The following is a 16426-nucleotide window of genomic DNA, read 5'->3' as shown; positions in this document are numbered from 1 at the left end:
TCGGGAATGACCGGTGTACCGCCGGCGTTGCCGCGGGCTCGATCGTTTCCAGGGGCATTTTCGCATCTGCGCTTTGGCTCCGTGGCTGGCAGCCGGCCGGCTAGGCTTCGCCCGCCTCGGCTCGGAAGACCTCGTGCGTTCCCGCAGCATCTTCAAACCTGCCTGTGGCCTTGCGCCCTGAATCGCCGCAAATCTCGTCGCGGCGCAGCATGCAAAATGAGACTACCGGTCAAGTTGCAGCGGGCGAAGCTGCGCGCGCCGCCTCAGTCATCGGCTAGTTTTTCGCCCGGCGGTCCCGGTCGCAATGCACTGTGAAGGGCATGGCGATTTCGGAACGACCTATAGAAAAACTGGCGATACAAGGGAGGGGTTCGATGTTTAGAAGCTGTGCGGGACTGGTCGCGCTGAGCAGCCTGTTGCTTTCCGGCGCCGCCTTAGCTCAAGAGAAGATCAAGGTCGGCGTCACCGCGACCCTCGAAGGTACCTATACGGTGCTCGGCGAGGACGGAATCCGCGGGCATCAAACCGCGATCAACACGCTCGGCAAGAAGGTCGGCGACAAGGAAATCGAATTCATCATTGCCTCTACGGATGCCACGCCCGACTCCGCGGTTCGTGCCGTGCGCAAGCTGATCGAACAGGACAAGGTCCATGTCCTGCTTTCGCCCTTGTCCGGTGACGAAGGCATTGCGGTCAAGAACTTTGCCAAGACGCGCCCCGAGCTGACCTTTGTGAACGCTGCTTCCGGCGCGCAGGAAACCACTTATGTCGATCCGGCGCCGAACTTCTTCCGCTACAACATGGATGGCGCCCAGTGGCAGGTAGGCCTCGGCAAATACGCTTACGACACCAAGGGTTACCGAAAAATCGCAACGGTGGGCGAAGACTATTCGTTCATCTACACGCAGGTGTTCGGGCTGGTGCTCGAGTTCTGCGGCGCCGGCGGACAGGTCACCAACCGGCAATGGGTGCCGCTCGGCACCAAGGACTTTGCCTCCGTCATCGCCGCCCTGCCCGACGACGTCGATGCGATCTATCTCGGCCTTGGCGGCGCGGATGCCGTCAATTTCCTGAACCAGTATCAGCAGGCTGGCGGCAAGGCGCATCTGATGGGCGGCTCGATCATGGTCGACCAGACCATCCTCTCCGCCAAGGGTAACGCCAAGAATGCGCTGCTCGGCACCATCGCGGCGAGCGGTCAGGCCGATACCTGGGAGGATGCAGGCTGGCAGAAATTCGTGAAGGCTTATCAGGACGCCTTCCCGCCGAACAAGCGGTTCCCCAGCCCGTCACTGCTCGCCACCAACTACTACAACTCGACGATGGCGCTCATCCTGGCGCTGCGTCAGGTCAATGGCGACCTCAGCAACAACCAGGCGAAGCTCAAGGAAGCCCTCGCCAAGATCGAGCTCGACGCGCCCAACGGCAAGATCAAGCTCGACTCCAACCGCCAGGCGATCGGAACCAACTTCGTCACCGAGGTGGTGGATGACGGCAAGGGCGCCTTGTTCAGCAAGGTTGTGAAGGTCATTCCGAACGTGAACCAGACGCTCGGCTACGACCCGGCAGTGTTCTCAAAGATCGGCCTGCCGAGCCGGACGGTTCCGGAGTGCAAGAAATACTGAGTTCTTCGCATTTGCGAACGGGCCCCGGTCGTGCCGGGGCCCGGGCCGGACGTGACCTTCCCTTGATCTTCCCTTGCATTCTCGCGGCGGATGTTGAACGCTGGTTGAAAAGACAAGAACATCCCGCGGGAGGGAAGGCATGAGCAAGGCTCTCGCCGTCTTCCACGGCCGGTTCGGTCGCGCGACGGTCTATCAGTTGAACCGCCCCTTCAACATGCACGCGCATCGCGAAGGGCACCTGATTTTTCATGTCGGTGGAACGCCAGCACGCATTGATGTGTGCGATGAGCGCTGGCTGCTTGCGGAAGACTCCATTGTTGCCGTCAACCCCTGGGAACCGCACAATTTTGTCCCGACGGACATGGAGAACGGGGCGATCTTCTTCGTCCTTTACGTCAACGCCGAATGGTTCGCCCCCGATGCGGCCCGCGCCCACAGCCTGCGGTTCGGCCGCACCTGCTTTAAGCGTACGGCCACGCTCGACAGGCATATTCGCCGCTCTGCCGCGCTGGTGTGCGGCGCGCCTTCGCTGAGCAGCCTAGACTGCGAGCTCAGGCAGTTGATCGACAGTTGTTATGACGAAAGCTGGCAGACGTTCGAGCCGGTGCAGGAGACGCGCACCGCCACCGCCGTCACCGACTTTCGCGTTCGCAAATCCATCAAGCTGATGTCCGAAAGCCCGGGCGCCGAGATCGAGCTGGATTCGATCGCGCGGGCCTCCGGGCTATCGCGCCCGCACTTCTACCGGCTGTTCCGCACCCAGACCGGCGTCACGCCGAACCTCTATCTCAATACACTGATCATGGAACAGGCGCTGGACGCCCTGGTCGCGACCGAAGTGCCGATCGCCGATATCGGCTTCGATCTCGGCTTCTCCTCCCAGAGCGGTTTCACCCGCTTCTTCGCGGCCAATGTCGGGATGGCGCCGACTGAATACCGCCGCGCCGCCAAAGTCTTGCGCCCTTGAGCGCACCTGGTGCGAAAAGATACTGACAATCAAGTGCAAGGTCCGCGGCGCCGTTAGGATGCCCCAAAACGCGAGCCGAAACGGCCGCGGCGTCTGGGAGGATGGTATGGCGACGGCCGGGCTGCTACCGTGACACGATTCATCGAACGCCATCCGGCATGGGCGCTGATCCTGCTGATCGCGGTCGCGGTGTTGTTGTGGCTGATCCTTGCCGTCTGGCCGCCCGGCCTCGAAGAGGCGATCGGCAGGAAGCGGGTCTTTCTCAACGCCCTGTTCAACGGCATCACGCTCGGCAGCCTTTACTTCCTGGTGGCCAGCGGCTTCACGCTCATCTTCGGGCTGATGCGCAACGTCAATCTGGCGCATGGCTCGCTTTATCTGTTCGGCGGCTACATCGGTTACGCCATCAGCGCCTGGACCGGTTCATGGGTGCTCGGTTTCATCATCGCGTTTGTCGGTGTGGCGCTGGTCGGCATCGTCCTGCAGATCGTCGTCTTTCGCCGCATGGAAGGGCAGGATCTGCGCCAGACCATGGTCACGATCGGGCTCTCGATCGTGTTTGCCGATCTGATGCTGTGGGCCTTCGGCGGTGACTTCTATCAGATCCAGACGCCGAGCTGGCTGATCGGCCCGATCGAATTGCCGCTGGTCACCGCGGTCAGATCGTCGGGTGAGGCGGTCTATCTGCGCTATCCGCTGGTGCGGCTCGTGATCCTGGTCGCGGCGATTGTGATCGGCATCGCGATGTGGCTGGCGCTCAACCGAACCCGCGTCGGCATGATGGTGCGCGCTGGCGTCGATGACCGCGACATGCTCGCGGCGACCGGCGTGCCGATCCAGCTCGTCTTCGTTGCCGTGTTCGCGCTGGGCGCCGGCCTCGCCGGCATCGCGGGCGTCGTCGGAGGAACCTTCCAGTCGCTTTCGCCCGGCGAAGATACCCGCTTTCTGCTGGCTTCCCTCGTCGTCGTCATCGTCGGCGGCATGGGATCGATCCCGGGCGCGGCGCTGGGCGCCGTCATCATCGGCCTCGCCGAGCAGCTCGGCTCCGTCTACATCCCGACTTATGCAATCGTCGTGACCTTCCTCATCATGGTGCTGGTGCTGGCGCTGCGGCCGCAGGGCCTCCTTGCGAGGCGCTGACATGTCGCTGCTCCAGGGCGCCCATCCTCAGACCAGTCAACCGGCAAAAGCGCGCGCGGCGTTGTTGGCATGGCCGGAGTTCAACAAGCCGGCTGTCTGGCTGGTGGCCGTGATCCTCTTGATCATGCCGTTCATCGCCAACGGCTTCTTCCTGATCGAGATCTTTGCCACGACGCTGATCCTCGGGACCGTAGCCCTCAGCCTGATGTTCCTGGCGGGCTATGGCGGCATGGTCAGCCTGATGCAGCTCACCGTCGCCGGCTTTGCCGCCTACATGGTTGCGGTGTTCGGCATGAGTGCCAACACCAATATCAGCCTCGGCTGGCCGTGGTGGCTCGCAACGCCGATGGCGCTCATTCTGGCCACTGCCTTCGGCACGCTCGGCGGCGCGCTCGCGGTGCGCACCGAGGGCATCTACACCATCATGATCACGCTCGCGATCGGCGCGGCCTTCTACTACTTCACCAATCAGAACTGGGCGATCTTCGGCGGCCACACCGGCATCAACACCATCGCTACGCCGCGCTTCTGGGGCGTCGATTGGCGCTCCGATATTCCCTTCTACTACGTCACGCTGGGCGTCGCGGCGTTTTGCTACTTCGCCGTTCAATATGTCTCGCGCGCGCCTTTCGGCCTCGCGCTGCAGGGCGTGCGCGACAATCCCCGCCGCATGGCCGCCCTTGGCTTTAATGTCAACGCGCACCGCGTGGCAGCCTACGCCTTCGCAGCCTTCATCGCCGCACTCGGCGGCGTCCTGCAGGTCTGGAACTACCGGCAGATTTCGCCCGGCTCGGTCAGCGTCGGCGCCTGCATCGACATCCTGATCATCGCCGTGGTCGGCGGCATCACCCGCCCCATCGGACCGTTCATCGGCGCCTTCATCTTCGTCATCCTGCGCACCTTTGCGCTCGATCTATTGGTCAAGCTCGGGCTCGACGGCAACCGCTTCCGGCTGCTGATCGGCCTCGGCTTCCTCGCCATCGTGTTCTGGTCGTCGGATGGCGTGGTCGGGCTATGGGAGCGGTGGCGCCGCGGCGCAGCGGCCGTCGATAAACGCGCGGGCGGAGGCCACGGCCATGGATAGCGCCGCGCCACGCTTTTCTGCCGTCGGCGCCGGCGCCGCGCTGGAGCTGCGCGGCGTAACGCGGCTGTTCGGCGCGCTCGCGGCGCTGACCGACGTCACCATTACGGTTCGCCCGGGCGAACGCCGCGCCGTGCTCGGCTCCAACGGCGCCGGCAAGACGACACTGTTCAATTGCGTGACCGGGGACTTTCCGCCGTCCTCGGGCACCATCCGCTTCTTCGGCGAGGACATTACCCACTTCCCGCCCTATGAGCGTATCAGGCGCGGCTTGCGCCGCACCTACCAGATATCGGCGCTGTTCCCCGGCCTTACGGTGAGGGACAACGTCTATCTCGCCTGCCGCGGCGTTTCTCGCGGACGGTTCTCTCCGCTGCGCCCGGGCGCGAACGACGCCCTCATGCATGCGACAGAGGCGCTGATCCAGGCGGTGCACCTGACACCCCTGAGGGAGCAGCGGGTCGCGGAACTCGCCCATGGCCAGCAGCGGCAGCTCGAGATCGCGCTCGCGCTCGCTGGTGCGCCGCGCTTCATTCTGTTCGACGAACCGGCCGCGGGCCTCTCCCCCACCGAGCGGCGCGAACTGATCGATATCCTGACGTCGCTGCCCGCCCACATCGGCTACATCATCATCGAGCACGACATGGATGTCGCGCTTCGCGTCGTCGAAAGCGTCACGATGATGCACAACGGCCGTGTCTTCAAGGAAGGCCTGCCGCACGAGATCGAAGCCGACCCGGAGGTGCAGGAACTCTATCTGGGGGCAGCAGGCCATGAGTGAGATCCGCCGCTCCGCACCCGCCCTCGAAGTCAGGGGCCTCGACGTTTACTACGGCCATTCCCATGCGCTGCAGGGCGTCGAGCTGACGCTGGATTCCGGCGTGTTCTCGGTGGTCGGCCGCAACGGCATGGGCAAGACCACGCTGTGCAAGACCATCATGGGCTTGCTGCGGGCGAGCGGTGGTTCGGTGCGCGTCCGCGGCGAGGATATCACCCGCCTCAGCCCGGCGCGGATCGCGCAAGCAGGCGTTGGTTACGTTCCGCAAGGGCGACGGCTGTGGCGCTCGCTCAGCGTCGACGAACATCTGCGGCTGGCGGCCGGGATGCGGCGCGGCGTCTGGACCATCGATCGCATCTACGAGACGTTTCCCCGCCTTGCCGAGCGCAAAGATCATGGTGGCGGCCAGCTCTCGGGCGGCGAACAGCAGATGCTGGCGATCTCGCGCGCGCTTCTGACCAATCCGCATCTCCTCATCATGGACGAGCCGACCGAAGGGCTGGCGCCTGTCATCGTCGCCCAGGTCGAGGAAATGCTGGTGCGGCTTGCCGAAGACGGCGAGATGTCGGTGCTGGTGATCGAGCAGAATATCGGCGTCGCCACCGCGATTTCGAAGAACGTCGCGATCATGGTCAATGGCCGCATCAATCGCATCATCGACTCCGCGCGCCTTGCCGCCGACCGCGAATTGCAACAACGGCTGCTCGGTGTTGGAGTCGTTGGTGTCCACGCCGAGCCGGAAACGGATATCGAAACTATCGATGCGAGCGCGGAGAAGGCGCGTCCCTCGCCGCCGCGCGCCCCGAGCACGGCGCCAATCCGGATCTATATCTCCAATCCCACGCTGCCGACGCGCTGGTCGCAGCCGGCACCGATTGCGCGCATCGAGGCAGCCGCGCGCACGCTTTCGACGGGCCTCACCCGGATTGAAGACGCCGCACGGCAGAAACGCCAAGCCGGCGCCGGCCTGCAAAACGTAACGGGACCGCCCGTCGTGCTGATCGTCGGCACCCTCGATACCAAGGGCGAGGAGCTGCGCTTCATCCGCGACGTGATCGCCGGTCACGGTTTGCGGACGCGCCTGGTCGACGTCTCCACCAGCGGCAGGCTTTCCACCTGCGACGTCTCCGCCCAGGAAATCGCGCTCAACCATGGCCGCGGCGGGTCGAGCGTGTTCGGCTCCGATCGCGGCGCGTCAGTGACCGCGATGGCCGATGCGTTCGCCAACTGGCTGCGCCGTCAGGGCAATGTCGCAGGCATTATTTCAGCCGGCGGCTCCGGCGGCGCCTCGCTGGTCGCGCCGGGCATGCGCGGCCTTCCCGTCGGCGTACCGAAACTCATCATCTCATCCGTCGCATCGGGAGACGTCGGCCCTTATGTCGGGCCTGCCGATATCACGATGATGTATTCGGTCACCGACGTGCAGGGGCTTAATTCGATCTCGCGTGCCGTGCTCGCGAACGGCGCCAACGCCATCGCCGGCATGGTGAAGGCGCGTCTCGAAAATCAAAGCGCGGCCGAGCATAACGCACGGGTTGCGTTGCCCGCTGTCGGCATCACCATGTTCGGCGTGACGACACCGGCCGTGCAGAAGATCGCGGCCGATCTGCGCAGCGATTTCGAATGCCTCGTCTTCCACGCCACCGGCGTCGGCGGCCGTTCGATGGAGAAGCTGGTCGATTCCGGAATGCTCGCGGCCGTCGTCGATCTCACGACGACGGAAGTCTGCGATCTCCTGATGGGCGGCGTGTTCCCGGCAACCGACGATCGCTTCGGCGCGATCATCCGCAGCCGCGTGCCCTTCATCGGCTCGGTCGGCGCGCTCGATATGGTCAATTTCGGCGCGCCCGACACCATTCCCGAACGCTATCGCCAGCGCAAATTCCACGTTCACAATCCGCAGGTGACCTTGATGCGCACCACGCCGGAAGAGAACGACCGCATCGGCCGCTGGATCGGCGAAAAACTAAACCGGATGGACGGGCCGGTGCGCTTCTTCCTTCCGGAAGGCGGCGTCTCGGCGCTCGACGCCCCTAGCCAGCCGTTCTGGGATCCGGAAGCCGACGCGGCGCTGTTTACAGCGCTGGAACGCAGCGTGCGCCAGACCGGCAACCGCCAGCTCATCCGCATCAGGCGCCACATCAACGAACCCGAATTTGCATCCGCCATCGTCAACGCGCTCCGTCCTCTGGTCGGACGCCCGGGGACACGTCGGAAAGTCGCGAGGTGACCATGGCGAAGTTCGAACGTTCAGCCATCCTGAAGAAGTTTCGCAACATGGCTGCCAAGGGCGAGCCGATCGTCGGCGGCGGCGCGGGCACCGGCCTATCGGCCAAATGCGAGGAAGCCGGCGGCGTCGACCTGATCGTGATCTACAATTCCGGCCGCTACCGCATGGCCGGCCGCGGCTCCCTCGCCGGGCTGATGCCCTATGGCGACGCCAACGCGATCGTGCTGGAGATGGCCGGCGAAGTGCTCCCCGTCGTCACCCGGACGCCGGTACTGGCGGGCGTCAACGGCACCGACCCGTTCCGCGACATGGACAGTTTTCTCGATCAGTTGAAGGCGTTGGGCTTTGCCGGCGTGCAGAACTTTCCGACCGTCGGCCTGATCGACGGCGTATTCCGCGCCAATCTCGAGGAAACCGGAATGTCCTATGCGCTGGAGATCGACATGATCGCCAAGGCGCGCGACAAGGATATGCTGACGACGCCCTATGTGTTCAGCGAGAGCGAAGCCGCGGCAATGGCGATCGCGGGCGCCGACATCATCGTCTGCCATCTCGGCCTGACCACCGGCGGCGCGATTGGGGCGCACACTGCGCCGAAGCTCGAAGACTGTCCGGAACAGATCGACACCTGGGCGGCAGCCGCGCTCAGCGTCAATCCGGACATTTTGGTCCTGGCCCATGGCGGCCCGATCGCCGAGCCGGCCGACGCCGATTTCATCATGAAACATACGCGCAAGTGCCACGGCTTCTATGGCGCCTCCTCGATGGAGCGCCTGCCGGTGGAGCGGGCGCTTACCGAACAGGTTCGTAAATTCAAGGCGATCGGCGCGCGATAACGCCGAGACCAAAGGGAGGAAGAGATGTCGGGGACTCTGGTTGGTGAATTGATCCTCTGGCTGATTGTCGCGATCGTCGTGATCGCCATTGTCGTCTATGTCGTGAACTGGCTCTACCACCGATCGTCGAAGGAAGTGTCCTTCGTCCGCACCGGTCTCTTGGGCGAGCGCGTGGTGATCAATGGCGGCGCCTTCGTGCTGCCGTTCATTCACGACTACACGCCCGTCAACATGAACGTGCTGCCGATGGGCATCGTGCGGGCCAAGCATGACGCGGTGATTACCCGCGACCGCATGCGGATCGACATCGAGGCCGATTTTTACGTGCGCGTGCAGCCGACCCGTGAAGCCGTCGCAATTGCCGCCGCCACGCTCGGGCGGCGCACGCTCGAGCCGGAGCAGTTGCACGCCCTGCTTTCCGGCAAGTTCGTCTCCGCGATCCGGTCGGTGGCCGCCGAAATGACCATGGAGCAGATGCACGAGCAGCGCGGGGAATATGTCGCCCGCGTCAAGGCCGCCGCGGCCGAAGCGCTAGCCCAGAACGGGCTTGAGCTCGAATCGGTCGCCATCACCGATCTCGACCAGACTGACCTCGAATATTTCAATCCGTCGAACCGCTTCGACGCCGAGGGTCTCACCCGGCTGATGGAGGACATCGAAGCCAAGCGCAAGCTGCGCAACGACATCGAACAGGATTCGATGATCAAGATCCGCACCCGCAACCTCGATGCCGAGCGGCAGGCATTGGAGATCGAGCGCGAGAGCGAGACCGCCCGCCTCGAACAGGAACGCGACATCGAGATGCGCCGGGCGCTGCAGCGCACCGAAGTGGCGCGCGAACGCGCGTTGCGCGAGACCGAGGCCGAGCAGGCGCAGATCGCCGCCCGCGAAGCCATCGAGAAGGCGCGCATCGCCAATGAGCTCGCCATCGCCGAAGCGCGGATCGCCTCCGAGCGCGAAACAAGGCACCGCGAGATCGAGCGCACGCGCGCCGTCGAGGAAAAGGAGCTGCTGGCGCGCGAGGAAATCGAAAAGGCCAAGATCGCCAATCAGCGCGCGGTCGATACCGCCCGCATTGCCTCGGAGCGGGAGGTGCGGCAGCGCGATATCGAGCGCACGCGGACCGTCGAGGAAGCCGAGATCACGGCGCGCGAAGCGATCGAGAAGGCGCGCATCCAGCAGGACCGCGCCGTGACCGACGCGCGGATCGCCAACGAGGAAGAAACCCGAAGGCGCGAGATCGAGCGCACCCGCGCGGTCGAAGAAGCCGAGATCGCGGCGCGCGAGGCGACCGAGAAGGCTCGCATCGCCCAGACCACGATCGTCAACGTCGAACGCATTGCGTCCGACGAACGCACCCGCTCGCTGGAGATTGCGCAGGTTCGAACAATCCAGGAAGCGGAGATCGAGGCGCAGAAGGCCGTGGAAGCGGCGCGGATCGCCCGCGAGCGTACCCTGGCCGCCGAGCGGATCAGTTCCGAGCACGCCACGCGCAAGCTCGAAATCGAGCGCAACCAGGCGCTGGAAGTCGCCGGCATTTCCGCGCGCGAGGCAACGGAAGCCTCCCGCATCGCGCAGGAGGAGCGCGTTCGCTCGCTCGAAATAGCGCGCAACCGCGCCGTCGAGGAGGCCGATATCGCCTCGCGCGAAGCGATCGAGGCCGCCCGCATCTCCCAGGAGAAGGTCGTTGCCGCGCAGCGTATTCGGGCCGAACGAGAAACAAGGGGACTCGAGATCGAGCGTACCGAGGCCATCGAAGCCGCCGAACTCAAGCGGCGTGACGCCATTGAGCGGCGCCGCGTCGAGGTCGAACTGGCGCTCGAAGCCGAACGTATCGCCTCGTCGAAGACCCGCGAAGTGCTCAATATCGATCAGAAGAAGGCGGTCGAGATCGCCGACGAGGAGCGTGTGATTGCACTCGCCGCCAAGCGCTCCGAGCGTATCGACGCCGATCGCCAGGTCAAGCAGGCCGAGATCAACGCGCGCAAGGAAGTCGAGACGACAGACGTCTCGCGTGAACAGGCGCTGGAGGCCGCCCGGCTGGCACGCCGGCGCGCGATCGAGCAGCTTGAAGTCGGCCGTGTCCAGGCGCTGCAGGAGGCCGAGATCGCTTCCCGCGAGGAAGTCGAGCGGGCGCGCATCGCCTCCGACCGCGGCCTCGACGAAGCCCGTATCGGCCGCGAGCGCGACCTGCGCAAGCTGGAAGTCAATCGCGAGAAGGAAGTCGAAACGGCGCTGATGGAAAAGGCGATCGCCCTCTATCAGAAATCACTGGAAGAATCCGCCGCCAAGGTGGCAGCCGAGGATGCGCGCGCGGGGGCGACCGAAGCCGCCGAGCGCGTCGTCACCGCCCGCGAAAGCGAGATCGCCAAACGACAAAAGACCGTCGAGGTGCTGCTGGCGGAGAAGCGGGCCGAGGAGACCCGTATCGCTGCTGACGCCGAGCGGGTGCGCGCGGCGGTCGAAGCCGAGGCGCAGCGGCTGCTCAACGAAGCGGAGAACGTGCTCACCGACCAGGCGCGCTACTCGCTGTTCCGCCGCAAGCTGCTCGACCGTATCGAGGGCATCGTGCGCGAGAGCGTCAAGCCGATGGAGAAGATTGAGGGCATCCGCATCCTTCAGGTCGACGGCCTCAACGGTGGCGGCGGCGGCAATGGTGCCGGCCGCAGCGCCACCGACGAGGTGATCGACTCGGCGCTGCGCTACCGGGTGCAGGCCCCGCTGATCGACTCGATCCTTTCCGATATCGGCGTTGAGGGCGGAAGCCTTGCCAAGATGCCCGGCCTCATTCGCGAAGCGCGCGACATGCAGGGCATCAGGGATTCCGCGCGTAAGGGCGGCGGCCCGGCCAAGTCTGAGGCACCGCCCGCGGTCCCGGGCCCGGGCGAACCCGCTCCTGAACGCGGACCGCGCAAGAAAGGGTGAGCACGCGTCATGGCCCGGGTCTACGTTTCCACTGTCGTCAACGCCCGCAACGACCGCGTCTGGGCGCGCGTGCGCGACTTCAACGGGTTGCCGAACTGGCATCCCGCGATTGCGGAGAGCCGCATCGAGGGCGGCGAGCCCGCGGACAAAATCGGATGCGTGCGGGATTTTCGCCTGCGCAACGGCGATCGTATCCGCGAAAAGCTGCTCGGGCTCTCCGACTACGACATGTTCTGCACCTACTCCATCCTGGAGTCGCCGATGGGCGTGGAGAACTACGTTGCAACGCTGCGGTTGACGCCCGTGACCGACGGCGACCAGACTTTTCTGGAATGGACCGCTGAGTTCGACTGCGCGCCCGAGCGTGAGAACGAGCTCGTCAGCAACATCGGAGCCGGCGTGTTCCAGGGCGGATTCGACGCGCTCAAGCGCGCCTTCGGAGGCTAGCGTGCCGCATATCGTCAAAAGCACGATCCTCGACGCGCCGACGTCAGCGGTCTGGAATGTGCTGCGCGATTTCAACGGCCACGACCGCTGGCATCCTGAGGTCGCCACCAGCACGATCGAGCGCGCACAGGCCGCCGACAAGATCGGCTGCGTGCGCCGCTTCAAGCTGCAGGACGGCTCGGAACTGCGCGAACAGTTGCTCGCCCTGTCCGACCTCGAACAGACCTTCAGCTATTGCCTGCTCGATACGCCGATCCCGATGTTCAACTATGTCGCCCATGTACGCCTGCTTCCGGTCACCGACGGCGACCGCACGTTTTGGCATTGGGAATCCAGGTTCACCACGCGGCCTGCCGATGCCGAGCGGCTGACGCAGATGGTCGCGGAACAGATCTATCAGGCCGGCTTCGACGCCATTCGCCGGCACCTGAAGGAGGCCGCATGAAAGCAGAGGCGAAGCCATGCCCGTCACGGTGAAGACATTCGCGAACTTTGGCGAGGCGGCGTCAGCACTGTCGTCCGACCGCAGCGCGCGCTATCTCGGCGGCGGCACGCTCGTCATGCGCGCCCTCAACGAGGGCGATGTCTCGATCTCCACCGTCGTGCGCGCGACCGACCTGGCGCTGACCCGCATCGATGTCGCAAGCTCGCGCGTCACGATCGGCGCCGGCGTCACCTTTGCGAGAATTCTTGCCGAGCGCGAACTCGCCTTTCTGCACGCGCCGGCGCGCTCGATCGGCGGGCCGGCCGTGCGCAACATGGGTACGGTGGGCGGCAATCTGTTCGCGCCCAGTCCCTACGGCGACTTCACCGTCGCCCTGCTGGCGCTCGACGCCACCGTTTCCGTCCAGGGCGGTCTTGGCGCCCGCGACATGGGAATCGAGGAGTTCCTGCAATCCCGCGAACGCCAGAGCGGCGCGCTGGTGCTGGCGGTCGCGTGTCAGCGGCCTGCAAGTGCCGACGCCTTCCGCTATCGCAAGATCGCCCGCATCAAGCCGAAGGGCGGTTCGGTGATCACGCTGGCGGCGCATCTGCCTTCGAGCGGCGGCCGCGTCTCGGGCGCGCGCATCGCGCTTGGCTCGATGGCCGCAACGCAAATTCGCGCAAGGGCCGCCGAGCGGGCGCTGGAGGGCCGCGCGCTTGACGATGCGGCGATCAACGCTGCCGCGGCGGTAGCCGCCGAAGGCGTATCACCCACAGATAATGCCCTTGGCAGCGCCTGGTATCGCCGCGAGATCGTCGGCGTTCATCTTCGCCGCCTGTTGTCCGGCCTGGAGTAAGCCTTCATGACCAAGACCGCCCTGCAATTTCGTCACAATGGCCGCGACGTCGCGCTATTCGTCGACGGCGGCGTTAATCTGCTGGTCGCGCTCCGCGAATCGATCGGCGACATGACGCCAAAATTCGGTTGCGGCCAGGGCGGCTGCGGTGCCTGCAGCGTGCTGATCGACGGCGAGCTGCATCTTTCCTGCCTGACGCTGGCAGAAACCGTGAACGGCCGCGCCGTCGAAACGCTCGACGGGCTCAAGGACGGTCCCAACCTGCATCCGCTGCAGCGCGCCTTCATGGAGCAATTCGCGGCCCAGTGCGGCTACTGCACGCCGGGCATGCTGATGGCCGCCAAGGCGCTGCTCGATCGCAATCCGTCGCCAAGCCGCGCCGAGGTCATCGAGGCGATCTCCGGCAATATCTGCCGCTGCACCGGCTACGAGCCGATCATCAATGCCGTGCTCGCCGCCGCATCGAGCGGGCGTGCCCGCGCCTAAAGGACACCACCATGCTGGAACTGCGCAAGGACATCTTCGCCGACGAGCGCGACGACAACCTGAAAGAGATCGGAAAGGGCACGCAGCGCCAGGACATGCTCGGCCATGTCACGGGCACCTCGACCTATTTCGACGACCACAAGCTGCAGGGCATGCTGCACCTCAAAGTACTGCGCAGCCCACACGCCCACGCCCGCTTGCGCCGCATCGATACGATGGAAGCGGAACGATCGCCCGGCGTTCGCCGCATCATCCGCGGAGCCGACGTGCCGCGCAATCTCAACACCCTGCTCAGTCTGATCAATTTCGGCAAGGACGACGAGCCGTCGCTCGCGGTCGACAAGGTGCGCTACAAGGGCGAGCCGATCGTCGCCATTGTCGCCGACAGCCCGCGTGAAGCCTGTGAGGCGATGGCGAAAGTGCGCGTCGACTACGAGCCGCTGCCTGCGGTGTTCGACGTCGAGGAAGCCCTGAAACCAGGCGCGCCCGTCGTCAACGAGGTCTATCCAAAAAACACCTTCATCTATCACGACGTCTACGATCACCAAAAACTGCGCTTCGGCGATGTCGAGCGCGGCTTCGCCGAAGCCGACCATGTGCTCGAACAGCCCTACCAGATGTCGCCGATCGAGCACGCGCCGACCGAGACCAACGGCTCGATCGCCGCCCCCGATACCAACGGCCGCTATGTCGTCTACACCTCGACGCAGGCGCTGTTCTTCTCGCTCGATACCTGCGCCAAGATCCTCGACGTGCCCTCCAACACTTTTCATTTCATTGGCGGCACCGTTGGCGGCGGATTCGGCGGCAAGGTGGACACGCTCACCGAACCGCTCGCCATTCTCGGCGCGATGCTGACCGGACGTCCCGTGCGCTATCAGCTCGGCCGCGAGGAAGAGATGCAGTTCGGCTCGCCGCGCGGCGCCGAGCGCATCTACATCAAGGACGGCGTGATGCGCGACGGCCGCATCGTCGCCCGCAAGATCCGCGCCTATTTCGACAGCGGCGCCTATACAAGGCTTTCAAGCTACGCCGTCGTCAAATGCGTGGCCCACCTGCCCGGCCCGTATACGATCCCGAACGTCCATGGCGACGTCTACTGCGTATTCACCAACCGGACGCCTGCCACCGCCATGCGCGGTTTCGGCGTCACGGCAATGGACTTTGCGCTCGAATGCCAGATGGACAAGCTCGCGCATCTCGTCGGCATCGATCCGATGGAGTTCCGCATCCTCAATGCCTATCGCGACGGCGACATGAAGGCGCACCGGCGCGAGGCCAAGAACACCGCGCTGATCGAATGCGTCCAGGTCGCCGCCGAAAAGGCCAAGTGGCCGCTGCGCGAGGAAGTGAAGCGCATGTCCTCGCGCAAGGACGGCGGCGGCAGCCGGGCGGCGATATCGCCGACGCCGCTTGAACCTGCTCCGCAACGCGCGGCCGTCTCGCAGCAGCGAACCACCTACGATCGCGCGCCCCCTGCATCGATCCAGCCACCGCCGCCCGCGCCGACGCCGCCTGCCCCGCCTCCGAGGCCGCCTGCTCCGTCGCCGTCGCACGGCGCTACACGCTTTTCTTCCGTCTTCGGCACCAGGAGACGCTGACCATGGCAAAGTATCGCGGACGCGGCATCGCCTCGATCAACTATCCGATCGGCATGAACCTTGGCGGCGACCCCAGCCAGGCGCTGGTGCATTCCAATCCCAGCGGCAAGTTCACGGTGTCGCTGTCATCAATCGACCTCGGCCAGGGCATGAAATCGGTGACGCGGCAGATCTGCGCGGAGACGCTCGGCGTGCCGGTCGAGGACGTCTATGTCGATACCGCCGATTCCGACACCGGACCGCACTGCATGGGCTCGTTCGCCTCGCGCGGCACGCATCGCGTCGGCAATGCGGTGATGGCGGCGGCCAAGGAAGCGCGCGGCGTCATGATGGAAGCGGCCGCCGAGGAACTGGAGGTCAACGCCGCCGATCTTGAGACTGACGGGCGCGGCAATATCCACGTCAAGGGCGCGCCGCATCGGTCGATCTCCACCAAGGATGTCGCTATTGCCGCGCAGTTCAAGCAAGGCAAGACGATATCGGGACGCGGCATCTTTCTGGTGCCGCTGTCCGAAGTGAATCCCGAGACCGGCGAGATGTCACCTGCGACTTGCTATGCGCACGCCTGCCTGGTCGCCGAGGTAGAGGTCGATGACGAGACCGGCGAGATCGCGATGGTGCGCATGGACAGCGCGTATGAGCTCGGCCGCGCGCTCAATCCGCGGCTGGTGGAGCAGCAGCTCGTTGGCGGCGCATGGATGGGAATCAGCCACGCGCTCTTTGAAACCCCCGAGCCCTATTATCCCGACCCGGCGCATGGCCCGCGCGATTTTGTCGAGTATCTGATGCCCGGCCCCGGCGACATCTGCCCGCACGATATCGCGGTACTGGAACGCCCTGCGGCCGACGGCCCGTTCGGCGCCAAGGGCCCCGGCGAGATGTGCGCAAACCCGGTGCTGCCCGCGGTCGCCAACGCCATCTTCAACGCGGTCGGCGTGCGGATGGATGAATTGCCGATCACGCCCGAAAAAGTCTTGCGGGCCATCAAGGCGCAGGGCGGCGCGCGGCCGCAAGCGAGGCGCTGAGGTCA

14 protein-coding genes are annotated in these 16426 nt (G+C 65.1%); all 14 read left to right on the top strand.

Features of this window, described 5'->3' with window-relative positions; genetic code table 11:
• Nucleotides 1-374: 374 nt before the first annotated feature.
• The 14 genes from V1292_RS14265 to V1292_RS14200 all read left to right on the top strand — a co-directional run bounded on the left by V1292_RS14265 (nt 375) and on the right by V1292_RS14200 (nt 16421).
• Nucleotides 375-1625 (top strand): ABC transporter substrate-binding protein, encoded by a 1251-nt coding sequence (locus tag V1292_RS14265; protein WP_334373327.1) that lies wholly within the window; start codon nt 375-377, stop codon nt 1623-1625.
• A 139-nt stretch (nt 1626-1764) separates the two neighbouring features.
• Entirely contained in the window at nt 1765-2592 is an 828-nt protein-coding gene (locus V1292_RS14260; protein ID WP_334373325.1) for an AraC family transcriptional regulator, read from the top strand.
• A 129-nt stretch (nt 2593-2721) separates the two neighbouring features.
• Nucleotides 2722-3732, top strand: coding sequence for a branched-chain amino acid ABC transporter permease (locus tag V1292_RS14255; RefSeq protein ID WP_334373323.1), 1011 nt, complete (start codon nt 2722-2724; stop codon nt 3730-3732).
• Nucleotide 3733: 1 nt separating this feature from the next.
• A complete protein-coding gene (locus V1292_RS14250) occupies nt 3734-4816 on the top strand; it encodes a branched-chain amino acid ABC transporter permease (protein ID WP_334373321.1) in 1083 nt (360 codons plus the stop codon).
• On the top strand, nt 4809-5594 hold the full coding sequence (locus V1292_RS14245) for an ABC transporter ATP-binding protein (RefSeq protein ID WP_334373319.1): 786 nt from the start codon (nt 4809-4811) through the stop codon (nt 5592-5594). Before V1292_RS14250 ends, V1292_RS14245 begins: the two co-directional genes overlap by 8 nt.
• A complete protein-coding gene (locus V1292_RS14240) occupies nt 5587-7821 on the top strand; it encodes an ABC transporter permease (RefSeq protein ID WP_334373317.1) in 2235 nt (744 codons plus the stop codon). Before V1292_RS14245 ends, V1292_RS14240 begins: the two co-directional genes overlap by 8 nt.
• A gap of 2 nt (nt 7822-7823) precedes the next feature.
• Entirely contained in the window at nt 7824-8657 is an 834-nt protein-coding gene (locus tag V1292_RS14235) for a phosphoenolpyruvate hydrolase family protein (protein ID WP_028347174.1), read from the top strand.
• 24 nt (nt 8658-8681) lie between these two features.
• The gene (locus tag V1292_RS14230) at nt 8682-11582 is read left to right on the top strand and encodes a flotillin family protein (protein ID WP_334373315.1); all 2901 of its coding nucleotides are present in this window, start codon (nt 8682-8684) and stop codon (nt 11580-11582) included.
• A 9-nt stretch (nt 11583-11591) separates the two neighbouring features.
• Nucleotides 11592-12029 (top strand): SRPBCC family protein, encoded by a 438-nt coding sequence (locus tag V1292_RS14225; protein WP_334373313.1) that lies wholly within the window; start codon nt 11592-11594, stop codon nt 12027-12029.
• Between the two features lies 1 nt (nt 12030).
• Nucleotides 12031-12474, top strand: coding sequence for an SRPBCC family protein (locus V1292_RS14220; RefSeq protein ID WP_065745723.1), 444 nt, complete (start codon nt 12031-12033; stop codon nt 12472-12474).
• 16 nt (nt 12475-12490) lie between these two features.
• Nucleotides 12491-13309, top strand: a complete 819-nt coding sequence (locus tag V1292_RS14215; protein ID WP_334373312.1) for an FAD binding domain-containing protein — start codon at nt 12491-12493, stop codon at nt 13307-13309.
• 6 nt (nt 13310-13315) lie between these two features.
• Nucleotides 13316-13795, top strand: coding sequence for a (2Fe-2S)-binding protein (locus tag V1292_RS14210; RefSeq protein WP_334373310.1), 480 nt, complete (start codon nt 13316-13318; stop codon nt 13793-13795).
• An 11-nt stretch (nt 13796-13806) separates the two neighbouring features.
• Nucleotides 13807-15396 carry a xanthine dehydrogenase family protein molybdopterin-binding subunit gene (locus V1292_RS14205; protein ID WP_334373308.1) on the top strand — a complete coding sequence of 530 codons (1590 nt, stop codon included), beginning with the start codon at nt 13807-13809 and terminating at the stop codon, nt 15394-15396.
• Nucleotides 15397-15398: 2 nt separating this feature from the next.
• A complete protein-coding gene (locus V1292_RS14200; RefSeq protein ID WP_334373307.1) occupies nt 15399-16421 on the top strand; it encodes a xanthine dehydrogenase family protein molybdopterin-binding subunit in 1023 nt (340 codons plus the stop codon).
• Nucleotides 16422-16426: the final 5 nt, after the last annotated feature.

The organism is Bradyrhizobium sp. AZCC 1719 (assembly GCF_036924525.1).
Classification (GTDB): Bacteria; Pseudomonadota; Alphaproteobacteria; order Rhizobiales; family Xanthobacteraceae; genus Bradyrhizobium.
The sequence above is the reverse complement of the archived record's forward strand: the minus strand, read 5'-3'. Positions and strand labels throughout refer to the sequence as shown.